The following is a 20,163-nucleotide window of genomic DNA, read 5'->3' as shown; positions in this document are numbered from 1 at the left end:
CGCACACCGACGGACGTCGCAGCCCACCTCGACCAATACGGAACCCACCTCCCGACCCGGATCAAACCCGCATGTTGATTCTCTGCGGGCCCTTAGGGCTTGCAGAGAATCAACATGCTGATTTGATCTCCGTGGGGCTGCGGTTCGCGAGGAACGCCGTGACGTCAGCGGGGGTGCGGAACCTGGCGGTCGAGGGCGGGATCGTGTAGCCGTGCTCGGCCAGGAGGGGCTGAACTTGGTGGACGGCCCTGGTGAGGGTGCTTCCGGTGACTCCGAAGAGCTGGGCAAGCAGATCTCTGGTGCCGAGTTTGCGCAGGTAGAGCACGGTGGCCAGGACTCTGTCGGCGGTGGTCAGCTTGTCCTTGGCCCCTGCACCGCGAGCACGGATGCGTTCGCCTCCTCGCTGCTGGAGCCGTCCTTGCTCACGTAACTCGTCCAAATCCACGGCCAGTTGGCTGATGAGTTCGTCCAGCGCGGGTTCGGGCATGCCGGTCAGCTCCGGGTCGTGCAGACTCCTTGTGAAGGGCTGCGGGGACGGGCCGCCGGCTGACCGTGGGTTCTGGGCTGCGCCGGTGGTGTCGCGGGGGTGAGGGTGGAGGGTGTAGTTCCAGTCGCCGTGGAAGCGGTGGCGGTGCATGGGCAAGGCGTCGATGTCGCGGTCGGTGACCTTGATGCCCGTGTCGTAAGTGCCCGGGTCGAGTTCGGCGTGAACTTTCAGCCCGGTGCGGGTGGTGGTCGCCGCGATGCTGTTGACGATGACGTCGTGGCTGGTGAGCGGTCGGCCGCGCCAGTTCATGGAGATGTGGGAGAACAGCCGGTGCTCGATCTTGTTCCACTTCGATGTGCCCGGCGGCATGTGGCAGACCGTGACGTCCAAGCCCGTTTCGGCGGCCAGGGCTGCGAGTTCCGTCTTCCAGGCGCGGGTGCGGTAGCCGTTGGACCCGCCCGCGTCCGCAGTGATCAGCAGACGCGTGGCGGCCGGATAGTCGTGCTGGCCCCGGGCCTGCCACCAGCGGCGGATCGAGGCGACAGCGAACGCGGCGGTGTCGTGATCGGTGCCGACGCTGACCCAGCCGGTGTTCGCGGCGATGTCGTAGATCCCGTAAGGGATCGCCTTGCCCGGTCCCTGCCGGTCCAGGAAATCGTGCGTCTTGACCAGTACCGGCTCACCGGCAGGCCGCCACTGGTGGCCCGCGTTCTTGTAGTCGCCGACGAGTTCCTTCTTCTTCGCATCAACGCTGATCACCGGCTGGCCGGCGTCCATATGCTGCCTGGCCCGCTCGTTGATGTAGCGGAACTGGGCGTCACGGTCCGGATGCTGCTTGCCCTCGATGGTCTTGGCACCGGCCTGCAGGCTGAAGCCCTCCTCACGGAGCAAGTCCCCGACCGTGTCCGCGCTCACCTTGTGCCCCTGACGGGTGAGCTCGGCCGCTAGGGTCCTGGTCGATTTCACCGTCCAACGCAGTGGCGACATGGGATCGCCGCGCTCGTCAGGTTCCACCAGTGCCAGCAGCGCGCGCCGCAGTCCCGGATCAAGGTCAGCGACCTTCTTACGGCCACCACCGGGCCTGCGCACCCGGCCCAGAGGCTCCTCGCCGGCCTCCAGCTCGTCCACGCCCTTGCGGACTGTCGTCTCGCTGACCTGGGCCGCCCGTGCGACCGCCCGGATACCGCCGTGCCCCAGGATCCGGGCCTCGGCTCCCATCAGCAGACGCCGCTGCCGCTCGTCCAGGTGTGGGAACAACACCCCGAACTTCACGGCGAGTTGACCACGGACCTCATCGGAGACGCTCATATCACAACAACGAGCCGCATCACACGAAGCAACACCTTGATTCTCCGCAAGCCCTTAGCCGACCCTCCCACGCACGTGGCCAACCTGTTGGGCGTTTCATCCCGTAACTGCACCGCCCCGAGCACCCTGCCGGCCGCGTGCCGCCGCACCGCGGCCGGATGCTCGGCGCGGGCGGTGCGCGGACCATTCACCTCGGGCGCCTGGGTACGCGCGGGTTGCCGCCGTCAGCACACGGGCGGAGGCTGAACCACTTCCTCAACAACGGTTGGGAGTCGTCGTGGTGTGGAGGTTGCCTATGCCCAGCGGAGTGGTGAAGTGGTTCGAGCGCGAACAGGGACGCGGCGTCATCACCCGAAACGGCGACGGTGAAATCACCGCTCAAAGCCCGGCCGTCCGTGACAGTGCAAACCGAGGACTCCTCGCCGGCCAGCAGGTGTGCTTCGACGTCGACCGCGACGCCGACGGTCACCGGGCCGAGAACATCAGCCGTCCGACACCGGGATGCTGCGAGCCAACCGCCAGTCGACAGGCCGAACCCCCGATGTGGCCGGTCCCGAGCATCCCTGGCAATGACGCAGAAGACACCTGCCCGTGGTGCATTCGCATGCAAGAGGCCGACACCACCAAGCAGTGAGGGCCGGCGAGAAACCACAGCAAACAGATCCCGCGCGCCGCTCCGCCACGTAGCGGTGCGGCGGCGCGCGGTTCACAGGCGCAGGACGATCAGCGCGATGTCGTCGCGGGCGCCGCTACTGACGCCGAGGTACGCGAGCAGGGCATCGGCGAGGCGCTCGGGATGTGGCGGGCATGGCAGGCGAGCGCGTCGGTGAGGCGTTGCAGGCCGGCGTCGATGTCCTCGCCGCGGCGTTCGATGAGGCCGTCGGCGAACTGTGCGCGCGAGTAGCGGTCAGGGAGGCCGCGCGTGCGGCATGGGCAGAGGGGATCGAGCACCGACTGCAGCTGCGGGCGCTCTCCGAAGCCGGCCTGGCCGACTCGGCGGGCACGAGGCAGCCTGACGCCCCCTCACCCGGGCCCGCCGACCTTGCCCTGCCAGGAGGCGTCGCCTGCTGTCCGCGACCGACCGCGTCAAGCTCGTGTGCCGTCCGGCCTCGGCCGATGAAAGCTGCAGACCGACTCCGAGGGGCTCTTCACCAGCGCCCAAGCTTGATCACGAACGGGTGCGGAATAAACTTTCAGGTAGCGACTATTCCCACCCTAGGGAAATACTACAAATAGTTGTGATTTGAGGACTTCTCAGAGGGCTACTAGCATCTGGATATGCGTCAATCCGCTGTTCAACTTGTCTTTACGGCTGTCCAGTTGCCTCTCGCAACCATCGCGGTGGGAACTGTTTCGGTATCTGCGTTCAGGAGGCAGGTTGCACGGAACCAGGCCAAGCAGGAGTGGAGAGCTGCCGCCGCCCTCCACGGCCGACGGGGCAAACCTCTGCGGCCAGCCCATGAGTCGGCCGGTCTCCCATCCCGTCATGCCGACGACCCGCGGCGAGGCGGCGGTGATGTCCGAAGCGGCTTGACGCCGAGACACGGCAGATGCCCCGATGCACTCAGGCCGGAGACAGAAAGTCCCGCGAAAAGCCTGGAATCCGTACAGGAGTGGGCCGACGTGCGCAGTGCGGTGAGTAGATCCCAGGACGCACTCCCCCTCGGCCGGAGCCCCCTTGCGGGGACGTGTGACTGACTACTTGTGGCGGTGGCCGCAGCCGGCACAGATCTCATACGCGTCGCCATTCTCGCCACGGCAGAAACTGCAGGTCCACGAACGCCACAGGCTTCCGAGAATTACAGCGCGACGGCATCAGACCGGAACTCAGGCGAGTACTTCGACACCCCCGACGGGAACTCCTGCCCTTCGGATCCTCACGATCCAATGATCAGGGTGTCCACGATCAAGGGCTAATACTCCAGTGCGAGTTTGTGATCTGTGTGCTTCGACCGTGCCTGAGTGCGGGCCGCGACCGGGGGTCACGTCCGGCGTCGGCGGCGCCAGTAATGAACGGTGACTGCCAGTAGCAGCGGCCCCCAGAGGATGATGGGCGCGTAGCAGAGGTTCAGGACCACGACGGAGATGCCGTGGGGAGCGTCGGGGTCCGGATTGACGAACATGTTGTGGATCAGGCCCGCGGAGTACAGCATGACCAGGCCAGCTCCGACCAGGGCGGGGATCACTGCGGCCGGGACCGGCACTGAGCGGCCGCGCAGGCCCGGCACCCAGCGCGGCCAGACCTCGCCCCAGGACTGCACCAGGCCGAGCGTCAGGAAGGCGAAGACCTCCGAGAACACCGTCAGGCCCACGATGTAGAGCGACCCCCAGCCGGGCACGTGGAGCGTCCTTTTGGCCTCCGGCCCGAAGCCCATCATCCAGCCCCAGGCCATCGGGAGCCGCCATAGGCTGGACGGCAGCGGCGTCAGGACCGCCAGGCGCGCTGCGTTGCGCGCCCAGCGCGGGACATCGGGCAGGGTCTGCAGGGCGGAGAATATTGGCATGGCGACGATCCTGGCCGCAGTGCCGACCTCGCCGCGTCGGCCTCCGGTCGCAAATGGATCATGCCCCAGCAGGAGCTGTCCGTCCGCCTCGGGTCGCACGCGCCCGCCCGGCGACCCGGACCCACCCGGTACTCCAGTGCGTTTCGTGATCTGTCCAGCGGGCTCGCCGGCGATTCGGCGACGGTAGTGGCTGCGTCGGGCTGTTGCTTGGTGGCGTCGGCGCCAGTTGGACCAGTGCAGCAGTTTGGTCGCTGTCACGGCTGGTGGGTTGAAGACGGCGGCGAGCAGGTGGCGGATTTCCGGGACGGTCAGCGTGATCGGATCGCAGCTGCGGGCGAAGTGGTGCGTATCTGCGGGCGGTTCGCGGGTCGCGTCGGAGACGAGGGCGGTCAGGAAGGCCAGGGCGAGCATGGCAAGCGTGATGTGCCGGTGCCATGAGGTCCAGTTGCGGACCTGATAGTGGTCGAGTCCGACCTGGCTCTTGGCGGCCTGGAAGCACTCCTCGACGTTCGCCGGTGGACCCGTTGCGTCGGATGAGCAGGTGCCGATGGCTGCCGGTGTCGATGTGGATCCAGGCCCAGTGCACCGGCAGGGGCGGGCGGCGGAATCGAAGGCGGAGAGCGTGGTCGGCGCGGGGAGGTTGAGCCATCGGTTGGCCAGCGGCCGCCTGAGGGCGGGTGCCGATGGTGTGGTGGCAGGCGGATCCGCCGCGGGCAGGATGGCTGTCGCCTCCGCCATGTGGTGGCGGACGGCGGCGAGAACACGCTCCAGCGGGACGGGGACGCGGCGAGTGTGACAGCCAGGATCACCCTGAGACCGGCGCGCTGACCCAGCTGGAGGACGGCCCACAGACGTCTTCCGTCTGCGTGACGGTTGCCCATCCCATCCACCGTGTGGATAACCCGGATACGGGATTCGGATTGCGCTGGGGATGGCACCGGCGCTTTGGCGCCCCCATAGTCGTCGCTACCGCACGCCGCTGTCCGGATGCTGCCGGCATGCGCGTTCCCCCGGCATGCCGTGCGTTGTCGGTGCCCGTGAGGCATGCCCGCTTCCTTACGCCGTCCCCTGGAGTCGACATGCCCGGTTCCGTGCCCCCGCCGCCTCCCGGCGCGATCGATGCCACCGCTCCGTCATCCGCCGCCGTGTCGGGCCCGGCCCATCTGCTGCGGGTGACCCTTCTGATGGCGGGCAGCTGTCTGCCGATCCTGGGGGCGGTGCTGATCGCCCCCGTGCTGCCGAAGATGCAGGACCACTTCGCGTCGGTCCCGGGGGCCAAGGCGCTGGTGCCCCTCGCGTTGACCGTCCCGGCGCTGGCGCTGGCGCTGCTGGCCCCGTTCGCCGGTGTGATCGTGGACCGGGTGGGCCGCAAGCGCCTGCTGATCGTGGCGACTCTCCTGTATGCCGTGCTCGGCACGGCTCCGCTCTGGCTGGACTCGCTGGGCGGCATCATCGCCAGCCGCGCCCTGGTCGGAGTCGCCGAGTCCGCGATCATGACCTGCTGCACGACCCTGATCGGCGACTACTACAGCGGTCACCGGCGGGTGAAGTACCTCGCCCTGCAGACCATGTGCGCCTCCGCGTCGGCCACCGTCTTCTTCGTGCTCGGCGGCGCCGCCGGGTCGGCGGGCTGGCGCGTGCCCTTCTGGGCCTACGCCGTGAGCCTGGTGCTCGCCCCGCTGATGGCAACCGCCCTGCCCAACCCGGCGGTCCGTGCGGACGGCGACGAGGCTCCGGCCGAGACGGAGGCCCTGCGCTCGTTCCCCTGGCGGCAGCTGGCGGGCATCTGCGCCCTCACCTTCTTCGGGGCGATGGTCTTCTACACCGTTCCGGTGGAGATGTCGTACCTGCTTGACGACCTCGGGGTGGAGAACCCCGGCGTGATCGGACTGGCCACCGCGATCGCCAGTGCCGCCACCGTGGGCGGAGCGGTCACCTTCGCCCGGCTCAAGCGTTCTCCCGACCCGATGCTGCCCGTCGTTCTCGCGGTCTGCGCGGTCGGCTTCGGGGTGATCTTCCTCGCGGGCAACGCCCCGCTGCTGGTCATCGGGGCGGTCGTCAACTGTGTGGGAACCGGCATGCTGCTGCCCGCCCTTCTCACCAGTGCCATGTCCCGCCTGGCGTTCGAGGACCGCGGCCGCGGCACGGGGCTGTGGATGGCGGGCTTCTTCGGCGGTGAGTTCGTCTGCCCGCTGGTGCTGCTCGCCGGGGAGTCTGCCGTCGGCAGTCTCGCCGGTGCGGTGGGCGTGCTGGGGCTGGCCGCCGCGCTCGTCGCGGCGGGGCTGTGGGCGGCCCGCCGCCGGGTGGGCGCCGTCGATCCCCGGCCGTTGCCAGAGCAGTTGGCCTGATGGTGCGCAGGACGACCGCCGAGAGCGCGTCGATCACGGGCTGCCGCCGGGCCCGGTCAGAGCCGTCCCGGCGGCAGCAGCCCCGCGCTCTGGTCGACGGGCACAGCCTTTCCTGGGCCCTTGCCATTGCTGTAGCCGTTGCCCGCCAGCGTCGCGCCCACCTCCGCGGCCTTCTGTCGCAGCCAGATGTGGCCCGCGTCCTGCGCGTGCACCGGGTGCCACCACATCGCCTCCCGCACCGGTACCGCCTCGAACGGGCAGGGCAGGACGCGCACCGCCGCGGATCGGACCGCCTTCCGCGCCAGGCGCTCCTGGATCATCGCGACCCGACGGGTGCCTTCGACCATGGGCGGCAGCAGCTGGAAGGTCTGCACGGACACCTCCACCTGGGGACTGATCCCTATCATGCTGAGCTGGCGGGCCGCGGGGGCGTCGTAGGGACGCTGGTAGACGGCCCAGGGCAGACGCCCCAGCTGGTCCAGGGTGAGTTCGTCACCGATCTCAGGGTGATCATCGGCGACCAGGCACAGCCAGCGGTCCTGGTGGAGGTCGACGGCGGGGAAGCCGTCGATGACGCCGTGCGGCATCAGCAGTCCGTCGACGGTGCTCAGCACCGCGGCGGCGTTCTCCACGACGGACGGTGCCGGGTGCTGGAAGGTGAGCCGGATGCCGGGCGCCTCCTCGTGCAGGGTGCGGGCGAGTGCGGCACCGAACACGGCCGCCCCGTAGTCGGAGGCGAGCAGGGTGAACTCACGTGACTCCGCCGCCGGGTCGAAGTCGGCCTGGCTGGCGAAGACCCGCTCCAGCAGGTCGCACGCGGTGGCGCTGCGGTCGCGCAGGGCGGCGCCGAGTGGTGTCAGCTCGTAGGCGTTGCCGGTCCGGGCGAGCAATTCGTCGTCGAAATGGCGGCGCAGCCGGGACAGCGCAGCGCTCATGGCTGGCTGGCTGAGGCCGATGCGCTCGCCGGCCCGGGTGACATTGCGCTCCTCCAGCAGCGCGCGAAGGGCGAGGACCAGATTGAGGTCGAGTCGGGACAGGTTCACCGGGCAACCACCTAGCAACGAGAGTCATCCATGGCATGGATTCGATGCATCCACAGGATTGATTTCCGTGATTGGACGATCGGGGTCAGAGTAGACCCCAACCCCGCAGGAGGAAATCTGATGGCAATGCGCGCGCAATCAGCCGGCCCGTTCGCGCTCGGCACGTTCTCCGCTCCGGACGGGGAGCCGTTTCCCGGCCTCTTGGTCGAAGACCGGGTACTCGATCTGCGCAGCGCCCTGGACTGGGCGCCATCGGATCTGCGCGCCGTGGTGCAGCGGTGGGAGGAGACACTCCCCCTCCTGCACGCCCTGGCAGACGACGACGCCCTCGGCTGGCGGCCACTGGAGGGCCTGCGGGTGCACGCCCCCATCGAGCCGCGGCAGATCTTCCAGTCCGGCGCCAACTACCGGCAGCACGTGATCGACCTGGAAGTCGCCCACCGCTCCCCGGACGACCCGCGCACGGTCGAGGAGGCACGCAAGGAGATCGCCGCGGTCATGGACCGCCGGGCCGCCGAGGACCTGCCGTACGTGTTCATCGGTCTGCCGAGCGCGATCACCGGCCCGTACGACGACGTGCTCCTGCCCGCCTGGGCCGAAAAGCCGGACTGGGAGCTGGAGTTGGCGGCCGTCATCGCAAGGCCCGCCTACCAGGTGACGGTCGAGGAGGCCCTGGAGTACGTCGCCGGGTACACCATCGCCAACGACCTCACCGACCGCGCCACCGTGTTCCGCCGGGACATGAAGGCCATCGGCACCGACTGGCTGCGCAGCAAGAACGCTCCCGGTTTCACGCCGCTCGGCCCGTGGCTCGTACCCGCCGAGTCGATCGCGGACACCGGTGACCTGCGGGTCACGCTCAAGCTGAACGGCGAGACCATGCAGGACGAGTCCACTGAGGACATGCTCTTCGGAGTCGCCCGGTTGGTGTCGTACGCCTCGCAGACGGCTCAACTCCTGTCCGGTGACCTGGTGTTGACGGGCAGCCCGGCCGGCAACGGCATCCACTGGGGACGCCTGCTGCGCGACGGCGACGTCATGGAGGGTTCCATCACCGGTCTGGGCGTGCAGCGCACCCGCTGTGTCGCGGAGGGAACGGCATGAGCCTGGACCGCCGCGACCCGGAGGGCGCGATCGCCGAGGCCGCCAAGGCGTACTCCAACTGGGGGCGTTGGGGTGAGGACGACGTGCTCGGCACTCTGAACTTCCTCGACGAGGCCAAGCGGCGCGAGGGCGCGGCGCTCGTGCGCCGCGGCGTCAGCTTCTCGCTGTCGCAGCGGTTCGACATGCACGGCCCGCAGAAGGGCTGGCGCCGACGGACCAACCCGGTGCACACCATGCTCGACACGGGCACCGACGCGGCGCTGGGCAACCAGGGTTTCCCGCACGGCATCGGCGGCGCCGACGACGTGATCGCGATGCCGCTGCAGTGCTCCACCCAGTGGGACGGCCTCGGGCACATCTTCGACCACGGCAAGGCGTGGAACGGACGGGCCGCCGAGAAGGTGGTCACCTCCGACGGAGACCTTGTCACCGGCATCGAGCACATGGCACCGTACGTCGCCGGCCGCGGCGTGCTGCTCGACTTGGGCCTGGTCGTCGGCACGGACGGAGAGCTGCCCGACGGGTTCGCCGTCACCGAGGAGCACCTCAGGCAGACCGCCGAGGCGCACGGGGTGACCGTCGGCCGCGGCGACATCGTCCTCGTCCGCACCGGACATCTCGCCCGCGCCCGGCGGGCCGGCTGGGGCGACTACGCGGGCGGCCCCGCGCCCGGCCTGTCGTTCACCACCGCCGGCTGGCTGCACGGCACCGAGATCGCCGCCATCGCCACCGACACCTGGGGTTTCGAGGTCCGCCCCAACGAGTTCGACAACTCCTTCCAGCCGCTGCACCAGGTCGTCATCCCCAACATGGGCCTGCTGCTCGGCGAGATGTGGGACCTCGACGCACTCGCCGCCGACTGCGCCGACGACGACGTGTACGAGTTCTGGCTCACCGCCGCTCCCCTCCCCATCACCGGGGCCGTCGGATCCCCGGTCAACCCGATCGCCGTCAAGTAACCCGCACAACTGCCGGATGCGCCGTTCCCCGGACAGCAGCGGCGCATCCGGCCCGCACCCCCGTCCCCCCGGCCCGCACTCCCAGCGGGCGAGCCGCAGCCCCCGCCGCCCGAAGTCGCGCGGCCCAACCCCGGGAGGAATCCCCGACATGGCTGACAGCCGCACTCTCCCCCGACCTCCAGCCGGGGGCACACCCACCGTCCTGGTCATCGGCGGGGGCGCCTCAGGCAACGCCGTCACCATCCTGCTGCGCCGCGCCGGCATCGCCGTCGACCTGATCGAGGCCAAGCCGGACTGGAACGCCACCACCGGCTCCGGCATCACCCTCCAGGGCAACGCCCTGCGGGTCCTGCGCGAACTGGGCGTGTGGGACAAGGTCCGGGAGAGCGGCTACGCCTTCGACTCAGTCGGTCTGGCCACGCCCGACGGCCATGTGTTTCACGTCCAGCAGGACATCCGTACCGGCGGCGAGAACCTGCCCTCGACCATCGGCATGCAGCGCCCCCGGCTCCAGGAGATCCTGTGCGAGGCGGTCCGGGCCAGTGGCGCGACGGTCCGCCTCGGCACCACCGCCGACGGGCTGGTCCAGGACGACACGGGCGTCACCGCCCGCTTCAGCGACGGCACCGAGGGTTGCTACGACCTCGTCATCGCGGCAGACGGTCTCAACTCCCGGACCCGCGCGATGATCGGCATCAGTGAGAAGCCCGAGCCGACCGGCATGGCCATCTGGCGCGTCGCCGCACCCCGCCCGGCGGGCGTGGAGCGCACGGACCTGGCCTACGGCGGGCCCTGTTACATCGCCGGCTACTGCCCGACCAGTGAGAACACCATCTACGCCTATCTCGTCGAGGCCAACCGCGACCGCGCCTCCATCGACCCGGCCTCGTACGCGGACGAGATGCGGCGCCTGGCAGCCCCGTACGGCGGCGCCTGGCCCGAGATCGCCGCGCGCATCACCGACCCGGCCGAGGTCAACTACACCTGGTTCGACCGGCTGCTCGTCGAGGGTTCCTGGCACCGCGGCCGGGTCGTGCTGATCGGCGACGCCGCCCACGCCTGCCCGCCCACCCTCGCGCAGGGCGCGGCCATGTCGCTGGAGGACGCCTCCGTGCTGGCCGAGCTGCTGAGCGCTGAGGAGTCATGGGATTCCCCCGCGTCCCTCGACGACGTTCTGACCCGCTACCACCAGCGCCGCATCGACCGGGTCCGCATGGTCGTCGACGCCTCGATGCAGCTCGGCCAGTGGCAGTTGGACGGCGTCCGTGACGCCGACGTGCCCGGCCTGATCGGCCGCACGATGTCCGTCCTGAAGGAGACCCCGTGACGACCCCGGACACCTCGGACGCCCTGGCCACCTCGGCCATCCCCACCATCGACGTCCACGCGCACGTCCTGCTTCCGCAGGTCGAGGAGGCCGTCGCCGGACACCCCGGACTGGACGCCGCCCGCGGGCTCGACGCCCGCCGCAACGGCCCCGAGGCGCTCGCCGTCAGCGGCCCGATGGTCCGCGACCGCATCCCCCGGCTGACCGACGCCAAGGCCCGGCTCGCCGCGATGGACGCCTCCGGCGTCGACATCCAGCTGGTCTCGCCGTCCCCGTCGCACTACCACTACTGGGCCGACGAGGACCTCGCCCGCACGGTGTGGGAGCTGGCCAACACCGGCACCGCCGCACATGTCACCCAGGCCCCCGACCGGCTGCACGGACTGGGCCTCGTCCCGCTCCAGCACCCGGACCTCGCCGTCAAGGCCCTCGACCACGCCCTCGGCCTGGGCCTTCGCGGAGTGGAGATCTCCAGCCACGCACCCGGACGCGAGCTTTCGGACCCGGCGTACGCCCCGTTCTGGGCGCTGGCCGAGACAACCGGGGCAGTGCTCTTCCTGCACCCATTCGGCTGCACGCTCGACGAGCGCCTGAACCGCTGGTACCTGTCCAACACGGTCGGCCAGCCCACCGAGAACGCGGTCGCGCTCTCCCACCTCGTCTTCTCCGGCGTGCTGGACCGCCACCCCGGCCTGAAGGTGATCGCCGCGCACGGCGGCGGCTACCTGCCCACGCACATCGGCCGCTCCGACCACGCCTGGCGGGCCAGACCGGACACGCGGGGATGCGCGTCCGAGCCGAGCAGCTACCTCAAGCGGCTGTACTTCGACTCGCTCGTCCACGACCCGCACGTCCTGCGCGAACTGATCCGGGTGGCCGGCCCCGACAGAGTCCTGCTCGGCTCGGACTTCCCCTTCGACATGGGCACCGAGGACCCGGTCGGCGCGCTGCGCGCCGCCACGGACCTGCCCGACCCCCACTTCCACGCCGTACGCGGCGGCAACGCGGCAGCGCTGCTGCGCCTCTCCTGAGGAGCCCCGACATGACCAACGACCTGCCCAACCGCCTGCTCACCCATCTGCGGCACGTCGACCTCGCCGTGCCCGACCACGACAAGCAGCTCGACTTCTACGCCGGAGTCTGGGGCCTGACCAAGGTCGCCGAGGACGAGGGCGTCTCCTTCCTGGCCGCCGAGGGCAGCCCCGAGAGTTACGTCGTACGGCTCCGCGAGGCGGACGAGAAGCGGCTCGACCTCGTGTCCTACGGCGCCGCGTCGGCCGCTGACGTGGACACGCTCGCCGAGCAACTCCTCGCGGACGGCGTGCGGTTGATCTCGCAGCCGAGCAAGGTCGACACCCCCGGCGGCGGCTACGGCTTCCGCTTCTTCGACGGCGACGGCCGCACCATCGAGGTCTCGGCGGAGGTCGAGGCCCGGCAGCACCGGCGTATCGAGGAGAAGGAGGCCATCCCGGTCCGCCTATCGCACGTCGTCCTCAACTCCCCCGACCTGGACGCCACCCGCGCCTGGTACGAGCGCCACCTCGGCTTCCGGCTCTCCGACACGCTCGGCACCCCGCACATGGGCGACGTCATGCACTTCATGCGGATCAGCAACCAGCACCACTCGATGGCCATCGCCAAGGGCCCGCACACCTCGCTGCACCACGTCTCGTTCGAGATGCGCGGCCTGGACGAGTACATGCGCGGCTCGGGGCGCGTGATGCGCTCCGGCGCCCGCAAGCTCTGGGGCCCGGGTCGCCACCTGGCCGGCGACAACACCTTCACGTACTTCCTCGACCCGCACGGCAACACCGTCGAGTACACGACGGAGTTGGAGGAGCTCGACGAGGACACCTGGCATCCGCACGTCTACGACTTCTCCCAGCCCGAGGTCACCGACCAGTGGGGCACGGCGAACCCGATGAACGAGCTGATCGTCAAGGAGTCCTTCAACGACGTCGACCGCGGCGTCTTCGTCGCCCCGCCGGTCTGATCCCCCTCGCCTCCGAGGGCGCGGAACAGTCCATGCCCGACTCCCCCGCGCCGCCGGCCCACTCCTACGCCGCACCCCAGGATCGCCATGCGCTTCGCCACGTACGAACACCACGGCCGCCGCAGCGTCGCCACCGTCGACGACGACGGCGCCCTCCACCCCGTCCCCGGCAGCGCCCCGCTGCTCGACCTGCTCCGGGCGGGCCCGGCGGCCCTGCGCGAGGCGGGCAAGGCCACACTGGACGTGCCGGACGGCCCGCATGTCTCGCAGGTGCGACTGCTGCCGCCTCTCCAGCCGCCGTCGGTACGGGACTTCGTCACCTTCGAGGAACACGTCGAGGGCATGCGGCGCAGCATCGACAAAGCGGCCGGGGTCCCCGACGCCTGGTACGACGCGCCGACCTTCTACTTCACCAATCCGTACGCCGTCATCGGCGCGCACGACGACGTGCCCGTGCCGCCCGGCTCCTCGGTCCTGGACTTCGAACTCGAAGTCGCCGCTGTCATCGGCCGCGAGGGCCGCGACCTGACGCCCGAGCAGGCCCGCGACCACATCATCGGCTACACGATCTTCAACGACTGGTCCGCCCGCGACCTGCAATCCGCCGAGATGAAGGTGGGGCTCGGCCCCTGCAAGGGCAAGGACACCGCCACCACCCTCGGCCCGTACCTGGTCACCGCCGACGAGCTGGAGCCGTACCGGGACACCGACGGTTTCCTGCGGCTGGCGCTGACCGCCTCGGTGAACGGCGAGGTGGTCGGCGAGGACCTGCTGTCCAACATGAGCTGGACCTTCGAGGAGATGGTCGCCTACGCCTCGCGCGGCACATACGTCCGTCCCGGCGACGTGCTCGGCTCCGGTACCTGCGGTAACGGCGGCTGCCTGGCCGAGCTGTGGGGCGTACGGGGTGAGCAGTCCCCGCCTCCCCTGAAGCCCGGCGACACGGTCACCCTCACCGTCGAGGGCATCGGCTCCGTCACCAACACCGTGGTGGCCGGCCCGGACCCCATGACCGTTCCCGTCGCCCGACGCCGCACGAGGGAGCGGCCGTGACCGATCTCCATCCCTGGGGGCACCTCCCGGCCGAAGGCTGGGGGAGGCTCCTCGGCAGGGTCGTCGTGGTCACGGGCGCGGCAGGTGGCCAGGGCGCCGCGGAGGCCGAGGCGCTGACCCGCGAGGGCGCCCGGGTGATCGCCACCGACGTCACGCAGGCACCCGGCTGCCGCCGGCTCGACGTCACGAGCGAGAAGGACTGGGCGGAACTCGCCGCCGACCTGCGTGAGGCGCACGGGCAGGTGCACGGCCTGGTCAACAACGCGGGCGTCACCTGGCGGGCCCGGATCGACGACGTACGCCCCGAGGACATGGCCCGGGTCCACGCGGTCAACGTCACCGGCCCGCTGCTGGGCATCCAGCACCTGGCCCCGCTGATGCCACCCGGCTCCTCGATCGTGAACGTCGGCTCGTCCGCCGCGCTCACCGGCCACTACCCGGTCGCCTACACGGCCAGCAAGTGGGCGCTGCGCGGTCTGTCGAAGACCGCCGCCATGGAGCTGGGACTCCGCGGCATCCGCCTGAACACGATCCATCCCGGCTTCATCGAGACGGACATGACCGCCTCCGCAGCGCCCGCGTTCCGCGAGGCGAACATCCGGGAGACGCCACTCGGCCGCACCGGCACGGCCGAGGAGGTCGCCCCGCTCGTGGTCTTCCTCCTGTCCGACGAGTCGTCCTTCATCACCGGCGCCGAGATCCCGGTCGACGGCGGCCTCACGGCGCACGGCGGCGTCAAGTCGATCTCCGACGCCCTTCACCAGTAGCAGCAGAAAGGCCTTCCCACCCATGGACAAGGTCCGCGCGAGCGCGGCCGAGGCGGCCGCCGACATCCCCGACGGTGCGTCACTGGCCGTCGGCGGCTTCGGACTCAGCGGTGTACCCCAGGCCGCGATCCGGGCCCTGCACGAGCAGGGCGCGACCGGCCTCGAAGTCGTGTCGAACAACTGCGGCGTCGACGGGCGCGGGCTGGGCGTGCTGCCGGCCGCTGGACGCATCGCCCGGGTGACCGGGTCCTACGTCGGTAAGAACAAGGAGTTCGCCCGCCAGTACCTGTCCGGTGAGCTGGAGGTGGAACTGGTGCCGCAGGGCACCCTCGCCGAACGGCTGCGCGCGGGCGGCGCGGGCATCCCCGCCTTCTACACCCCGGCGGGCGTGGGAACGCAGGTGGCGTGGGGCCGACTGCCCTGGCGGTACGCCTCCGACGGCTCGGTCGCCGTCGCCTCGCCTCCCAAGGAGACCCGCGACTTCCACGGCCGCCCGCACGTCCTGGAGCACGGCATCACCACCGACTTCGCCCTCGTACGGGCCTGGCGCGGCGGCCCCCACGGCAACCTGGCCTTCCGCCGCGCTGCCGCCAACTTCAACCCCCTCGCCGCGATGGCCGGGCGGACCACCGTCGCCGAGGTCGAAGAGCTAGTGCTGCTCCGCGGAAGTTCGTGGAGGGGTGTCGAAGGCGGGTCTGGGCACGTCGGATGTGTCAGGCGAAGGAGAAGTGCGCGGCGGCTTCGGCGGGCGTGGTCGCTTGGCGGCGTCCAGGTACATCGTGGACGGTGGTTGCGCCTTCGGAGCGGAGCTGGTCGGCACCGGCGTTGCGGGTCATGATGGCGGCGTAGGCGCGGACGTCCGCGGCGGTGAGGTCCGTGCGGCCTCGCTCGGTGTGCTGCTGGAGGAGGCCGGTGACGTCCGGGGTGAATCGCAGCATGGTTACCGGAGCGTTGAAGCGCCTGGCGATGGCGATGAGTCGTGCGCGTGCCTGCGGCGTGACGTTCGTTGACTCGGCGACGGCGCTGTGTCCGGTGGCGAGCCTGGCGGCGATCCTGCGGTCACGTTCCTCGAAGATCCGTGCGTCCGCCGCGTCGGATTCCGCTTCCGTGGGTGAGGTGCCGAAAAGCTCCGCGCGGATCTCGTCGCTGGACACCACGGCTTCCGCGTCGATCTGCCGGCGCGCGATCAGTGCCCGAACGAAGCTGGTCTTGCCCGAGGCTGGTGGACCGACGAGGACAACGAGTCCTGCCGCCACCCGGATGGTCGGCGCGAGAGTGCTGAGGTAGAGGTTGCCTGCGCAGTCGAGGGCTTCCTCCGGGGAGCCGGCTGGCAGTCCGCTGGGCAGGATGTTGTCCCGGTAGCTGTCGTTGCTGGCCAGATAGAGGGCGAAGCCCCAGGTGTGCAGCACGCCGGTGAAGCGCAGGCGGCACAGCGGCAGGCTCTTTTCGCCAGGCAACTCGGCTGCCACGTAGGCGAATCCTGTGCGGAAGCGGACCGTGATGGCGTCCACGTGGGGCCAGCATGCGCGGGCGTGGCGGTTCAGACGCCGGCGCAGGTGGTGCTGCATCGATTCCGGGGGGTTCTTCGGCACGGGCCCCATCCTGCCGGGTGCGGCGGCGGCCCGCCATGATCGTTGGCCGTGGAGGCTGGGCGACGGGCGCGGGCCGCGGGTAGTACTACAGAACTGCGTACGCGCGCATACGCGCGCGCCTGATCGGCATAACTTGCAAGCTGAAGTCCGCTGTGAGTCCCGTACCCGACGAGTACCGGCTCTGTGGCCACTATCGATCTTGCTCGTTCGGCCTCCATCACTGAACGCCAGCCACGATGATGGCTGCAGCTGACGCAGCAGGCGCGCGGCGCGTGGGAGTAATCGTCAAGACCTGTGGATCAGTTAATTGCTTCAGCTTGCGTTGGCGGCGCGGCCTGAAGGTGCTGGACGGCCTCGGCTGCGGTGTAGGGGGAGGCGAAGGTGAACGCGCGGGGGGACGGCCCGTGCGCCCGCAGGTCCGCCAGCCGCTCCAGGGCCTCGTCAACGGTCGGGAGGTGGCCGGCGGGGACCCACCAGAGCACCAGGTGCGCCTCGACGTGCCGTTCAAACCATTCGCGGCGCCGCTGCATGGCCTCCAGGTGCCCGCTGCGGTAGGTGAAGTCCCACAGGGCTTCCTGGGTCTCCCACACCGACAGGGTGACGATGACGTCGTCGCCCGCCGGGCGCAGGCCGGTGGCGTCGGCCGCCCCCTCCTCCACGAGCCGCCACACGAAGCCGGGCGCGGCGTCGGCGGAGGCGTTGACCGGGTCGAGCATCTCGACGAACGGCGCCGTGCGCGGGTCGTCAAGGGGGTGTCGGAGCGTGGCGACGTTGAGGTGGGCGAGGTGGGCGGCATGCACGGATGCGGTCATGACCTCATCCCAGCATGGCCCCCATTTCTATGTCAATCAATGTTGTTTTTAGAACTCTCGACCACCACACAGCACTCCCCCGGCCGGGGGTCCATGCGGGCACGGACGGGACCGTCCGTGCCGAACAGCCCCTCCAGCAGCGCGAGATTCATGCCGCAGACCAGTGGCGGGAAGCGTTCGGCGACGGCATGGAAGGGGCAGTTGCGCATACGCACGACACTCGCGGCCGCCCCCGACACCCCTTTGGCGTCTTCGGCGCCTTCCAGGTGCGGTTCGTAGCCGCGGGCGGCCAGCATCTCCAGGGCCTCTTCAAGACCGCCGCAGGGCGCCGCCGAGCCACGCAGAACCTCACCCCGGCGGCGCGCCGCCGCACACAGCCCGGCATCCAGCCCGGCCTGCTCGGCCGCCTCGGCGAGCAGCTCGGCGGCAGTGCGGTAGTCGCGGGCGGGCAGCGACACCGACAGTTCCGCCTGCGCCCGCGTGTACACCTTGGCGGGACGGCCCGCCCCCGGCCCCGAGCGGCCCGACAGACGGCGGCTGCCGCTCTCCAGCAGCCCGACCTCGGCCAGCCTTTCCAGATGGTGCGCAGCGAGCGTGCGCGCAACCCCGGCCGCCTCGGCGGCCTCGTTGCGCCCGACCTCGCGGCCCTGCGCCGCCACGTACTCGTACAGGCGACGCCGCACCGGATCCTGCAACGCCGCGATCGCGTCAATGTCCTCCACCCGGCCATTCTAGGAACAACACAGGTTGGAGATAGAACGGCGGGGCCGGACCCCGGCCAGTGTGCCCTGGGGGCTTGGTTGAAACCGGTCATGCTGCCATGGCGGTGGGACGCTCGACGAGCTGGCCGCGCTCGAAGCGGGCACCTGCCCGGACAAGAGCATCCAGGTGAGGCGCGTTCACGGCCCGCCACCGCTGCTGGGCAGACTCCACCAGCTTGAAGACCATCGCCAGGGCGGCGATGCGGGAGCCGACCCCGCGGGTGACCTTGGTCCGCAGGCGGACGGTGGAGAAGGTGGACTCGAAGCTCTCTTGTCAAGCTGCGGTGCGGGCGGTCGGTTGGGCGCTCTTCCGCGTCTTTCCACATATGGCGGATGATCACGTTGGCGAGTTGGCGCTTGTGCACTCGGTGCGCGGACCGTTTGGGCACGTTCTCACTGATCTTTCTGGCCATGAAGGAGCGAGCGGGCTCGTAACAGCGGACTTGCGTGACGTGCACGATGTGCAGCACCGAGTTGACCTTGCGGTTGCCGCCGACGTCGAACCGGTGGCGACGTGCCCGACCGTGCCCCCGCCGGAGGAGACGGCCAGCGGAGCGGCACCGCGCCAACGGGCGAACTGGGCCTCGGTTCGGAACCGGCACGGGTCTCCGACCTCGACCAACAGCTCCATGGCGGTGACTGAGCCGATGCCGCAGATCTCGGTCAGCGTGGAGCCCAACGTGGCCAGCAGTGTGGGGACCTTCTTGTCGAGGTCTTTGATCCGCTGGGTCAGCTGACGGATGTCGTTGAGGGCGGCGACCAGCCGGTCGATGTGTGTCAAGGTCGCGGAAGCCACCTCGGGCTGCTGCCGGGCAATGGTCTCCAACGCCTCCAACTGTGGCAGCACGCGGGGTCGTCGGAAGCTCGGCCCGGATGTCCACGGGCAGCGCGACCAGGACGGCCTCGGCCTCTGCCAGCTGGCGTGTCCGCTGCAGGACGAGGGAGGACCGCCAGGTCATGGATGGCGGTGAGTTCGTCCCAGACAGCGTCCGGTGCGCAGCGCTTGCCGGCTGGCGGCAGGTGGGGGTCGGCCAGTGTCTCGCGGGCGATCGCCTCCGCGTCTTCGATGTCGGTTTTGGCGCGGCGTCGCCGCCTGCGACGTTCGGCGGTGCGGTTCGGCTGCACCTCACGCACGTCGTACCCGGCCGCGGCCAGGGCGAAGGCGAGCGGCTGGCCCAACCCGCGCCGCAGGCACTCGGCTTGCGACCGGCTGTCACCCATCGACTACGAGAACCGACACCACATCAGAGAACAGCAGACTCAAGCTGCTTAACGAAACCCTCCACACACAGAGGGGACGGACAAGAGCCGGCCGGTCGCCTTCCGGAGAGCGACGAGCCGACCGAACGCGCGTGACACGAGGGCCGAGCACGTGCGCCGACTGGGCCGGTCGGGTGAATCACGGGCCCGCCATGCGTCCGTTCGCAGCAGTCGGGCAGGCATACGAGCACGGGTTCCCGCGAGGAAGGGATTGCGCTGTGCGTCGTGCTCTGATCGTCGTCGATGTGCAGAAGGACTTCTGCGAGGGCGGCAGCGTCCCGGTGAAGGGCGGCGCCGACCGGGCCCGCGCCATCGCCGAGATGGTCCAACGCTCCGCCGGCAGCAAGTACGCGCACATCGTCGCCACCCGCGACCACCACATCGATCCGGGCGCCCACTTCTCCGACCACCCGGACTACCGGAACTCCTTCCCCGTGCACTGCGTGGCCGGGAGCGAGGGCAGCACCTTCCACCCGCACTTCGCGCAGACCGCCGCCTCCGGTGCCGTCGACGAGGTCTTCTACAAGGGTGCGCACTCCGCTTCGAAGAGCGGCTTCGAGGGCTCGGCCGATGACGGCACGTCCCTGGCCGCATGGCTTCGCGCGCGCAGCGTCGGCGCCGTCGACGTCGTCGGCATCGCCACCGACCACTGCGTGAAGGCCACCGCGTTGGACGGTGCGAAAGCCGGCTTCGCCGTACGGGTTCTGCTCAACTACACCGCTGGTGTCGCCACCGACACCACGGACCACGCCATCGAGGAGCTACGCCAGGCCGGCGTCACACTCACCGGCAAACCCGTCGTCCTCGACGGCTGATCTCTGCGGGTCTCCCGGGAGGAGTGTCGC

At 70.0% G+C, this 20,163-nt stretch carries 16 protein-coding genes and 4 pseudogenes; 11 read left to right on the top strand and 9 right to left on the bottom strand.

The genetic code is table 11. From position 1 onward, the window contains the following. Window positions 1–109: 109 nt before the first annotated feature. Window positions 110–1,795, bottom strand: coding sequence for an ISAzo13 family transposase (locus tag ACFC8N_RS46065; RefSeq protein WP_376295644.1), 1,686 nt, complete (start codon window positions 1,793–1,795; stop codon window positions 110–112). A gap of 295 nt (window positions 1,796–2,090) precedes the next feature. On the opposite strand from ACFC8N_RS46065, the gene ACFC8N_RS46060 reads away from it, so the two are divergent. Continuing rightward, window positions 2,091–2,429: a cold-shock protein gene (locus ACFC8N_RS46060; RefSeq protein ID WP_376295642.1), complete on the top strand. Its 339-nt coding sequence runs from the start codon at window positions 2,091–2,093 to the stop codon at window positions 2,427–2,429. Window positions 2,430–2,501: 72 nt separating this feature from the next. On the opposite strand, the pseudogene ACFC8N_RS46055 reads toward ACFC8N_RS46060, so the two are convergent. After that, window positions 2,502–2,683, bottom strand: a pseudogene (locus tag ACFC8N_RS46055) (SpoIIE family protein phosphatase); the annotation flags it as partial. A gap of 1,997 nt (window positions 2,684–4,680) precedes the next feature. Beyond that, window positions 4,681–4,806: pseudogene (locus tag ACFC8N_RS46050) on the bottom strand (IS701 family transposase); the annotation flags it as partial. A 572-nt stretch (window positions 4,807–5,378) separates the two neighbouring features. Between ACFC8N_RS46050 and ACFC8N_RS46045 the strand changes: the two are divergent. Then, the gene (locus ACFC8N_RS46045; RefSeq protein ID WP_376295641.1) at window positions 5,379–6,647 is read left to right on the top strand and encodes an MFS transporter; all 1,269 of its coding nucleotides are present in this window, start codon (window positions 5,379–5,381) and stop codon (window positions 6,645–6,647) included. 56 nt (window positions 6,648–6,703) lie between these two features. On the opposite strand, the gene ACFC8N_RS46040 is transcribed toward ACFC8N_RS46045, so the two are convergent. Then, the gene (locus tag ACFC8N_RS46040; protein WP_356034403.1) at window positions 6,704–7,690 is read right to left on the bottom strand and encodes a LysR family transcriptional regulator; all 987 of its coding nucleotides are present in this window, start codon (window positions 7,688–7,690) and stop codon (window positions 6,704–6,706) included. A 120-nt stretch (window positions 7,691–7,810) separates the two neighbouring features. Here ACFC8N_RS46040 and ACFC8N_RS46035 point away from each other — a divergent pair, with 120 nt between their 5' ends. The 8 genes from ACFC8N_RS46035 to ACFC8N_RS46000 all read left to right on the top strand — a co-directional run bounded on the left by ACFC8N_RS46035 (window position 7,811) and on the right by ACFC8N_RS46000 (window position 15,731). Beyond that, window positions 7,811–8,794 carry a fumarylacetoacetate hydrolase family protein gene (locus ACFC8N_RS46035; RefSeq protein WP_376295639.1) on the top strand — a complete coding sequence of 328 codons (984 nt, stop codon included), beginning with the start codon at window positions 7,811–7,813 and terminating at the stop codon, window positions 8,792–8,794. After that, complete coding sequence (locus tag ACFC8N_RS46030) at window positions 8,791–9,753, top strand: cyclase family protein (protein WP_376295638.1); 963 nt, start codon at window positions 8,791–8,793, stop codon at window positions 9,751–9,753. The genes ACFC8N_RS46035 and ACFC8N_RS46030 overlap by 4 nt, the downstream gene beginning before the upstream one ends. 148 nt (window positions 9,754–9,901) lie before the next feature. Then, complete coding sequence (locus ACFC8N_RS46025; RefSeq protein ID WP_376295636.1) at window positions 9,902–11,080, top strand: FAD-dependent oxidoreductase; 1,179 nt, start codon at window positions 9,902–9,904, stop codon at window positions 11,078–11,080. Continuing rightward, a complete protein-coding gene (locus ACFC8N_RS46020; protein ID WP_376295635.1) occupies window positions 11,077–12,111 on the top strand; it encodes an amidohydrolase family protein in 1,035 nt (344 codons plus the stop codon). The genes ACFC8N_RS46025 and ACFC8N_RS46020 overlap by 4 nt, the downstream gene beginning before the upstream one ends. An 11-nt stretch (window positions 12,112–12,122) precedes the next feature. Continuing rightward, window positions 12,123–13,073 carry a VOC family protein gene (locus ACFC8N_RS46015; RefSeq protein WP_376295634.1) on the top strand — a complete coding sequence of 317 codons (951 nt, stop codon included), beginning with the start codon at window positions 12,123–12,125 and terminating at the stop codon, window positions 13,071–13,073. Window positions 13,074–13,160: 87 nt separating this feature from the next. Continuing rightward, the gene (locus ACFC8N_RS46010; protein ID WP_376295632.1) at window positions 13,161–14,126 is read left to right on the top strand and encodes a fumarylacetoacetate hydrolase family protein; all 966 of its coding nucleotides are present in this window, start codon (window positions 13,161–13,163) and stop codon (window positions 14,124–14,126) included. Beyond that, window positions 14,123–14,893, top strand: a complete 771-nt coding sequence (locus ACFC8N_RS46005) for an SDR family oxidoreductase (RefSeq protein ID WP_356034385.1) — start codon at window positions 14,123–14,125, stop codon at window positions 14,891–14,893. Before ACFC8N_RS46010 ends, ACFC8N_RS46005 begins: the two co-directional genes overlap by 4 nt. 22 nt (window positions 14,894–14,915) lie before the next feature. After that, complete coding sequence (locus tag ACFC8N_RS46000) at window positions 14,916–15,731, top strand: CoA transferase subunit A (RefSeq protein ID WP_376295630.1); 816 nt, start codon at window positions 14,916–14,918, stop codon at window positions 15,729–15,731. A 25-nt stretch (window positions 15,732–15,756) separates the two neighbouring features. On the opposite strand, the pseudogene ACFC8N_RS45995 reads toward ACFC8N_RS46000, so the two are convergent. The 5 genes and pseudogenes from ACFC8N_RS45995 to ACFC8N_RS45975 all read right to left on the bottom strand — a co-directional run. Further along, a pseudogene (locus ACFC8N_RS45995) lies at window positions 15,757–16,461 on the bottom strand (AAA family ATPase); the annotation flags it as partial. Between the two features lie 323 nt (window positions 16,462–16,784). After that, complete coding sequence (locus ACFC8N_RS45990) at window positions 16,785–17,297, bottom strand: DUF3291 domain-containing protein (RefSeq protein WP_356034379.1); 513 nt, start codon at window positions 17,295–17,297, stop codon at window positions 16,785–16,787. Window positions 17,298–17,329: 32 nt separating this feature from the next. Continuing rightward, entirely contained in the window at window positions 17,330–18,019 is a 690-nt protein-coding gene (locus tag ACFC8N_RS45985) for a helix-turn-helix transcriptional regulator (protein WP_376295629.1), read from the bottom strand. 88 nt (window positions 18,020–18,107) lie between these two features. Beyond that, a pseudogene (locus ACFC8N_RS45980) lies at window positions 18,108–18,320 on the bottom strand (IS256 family transposase); the annotation flags it as partial. A gap of 75 nt (window positions 18,321–18,395) precedes the next feature. Next, a complete protein-coding gene (locus ACFC8N_RS45975; RefSeq protein ID WP_376295648.1) occupies window positions 18,396–18,689 on the bottom strand; it encodes a transposase in 294 nt (97 codons plus the stop codon). An 847-nt stretch (window positions 18,690–19,536) separates the two neighbouring features. Here ACFC8N_RS45975 and ACFC8N_RS45970 point away from each other — a divergent pair. Then, on the top strand, window positions 19,537–20,133 hold the full coding sequence (locus ACFC8N_RS45970; protein WP_356034358.1) for an isochorismatase family protein: 597 nt from the start codon (window positions 19,537–19,539) through the stop codon (window positions 20,131–20,133). Window positions 20,134–20,163: the final 30 nt, after the last annotated feature.

It is taken from the genome of Streptomyces sp. NPDC055966 (genome assembly GCF_042269865.1).
Lineage (GTDB): Bacteria > Actinomycetota > Actinomycetes > Streptomycetales > Streptomycetaceae > Streptomyces.
The sequence above is the reverse complement of the archived record's forward strand: the minus strand, read 5'-3'. Positions and strand labels throughout refer to the sequence as shown.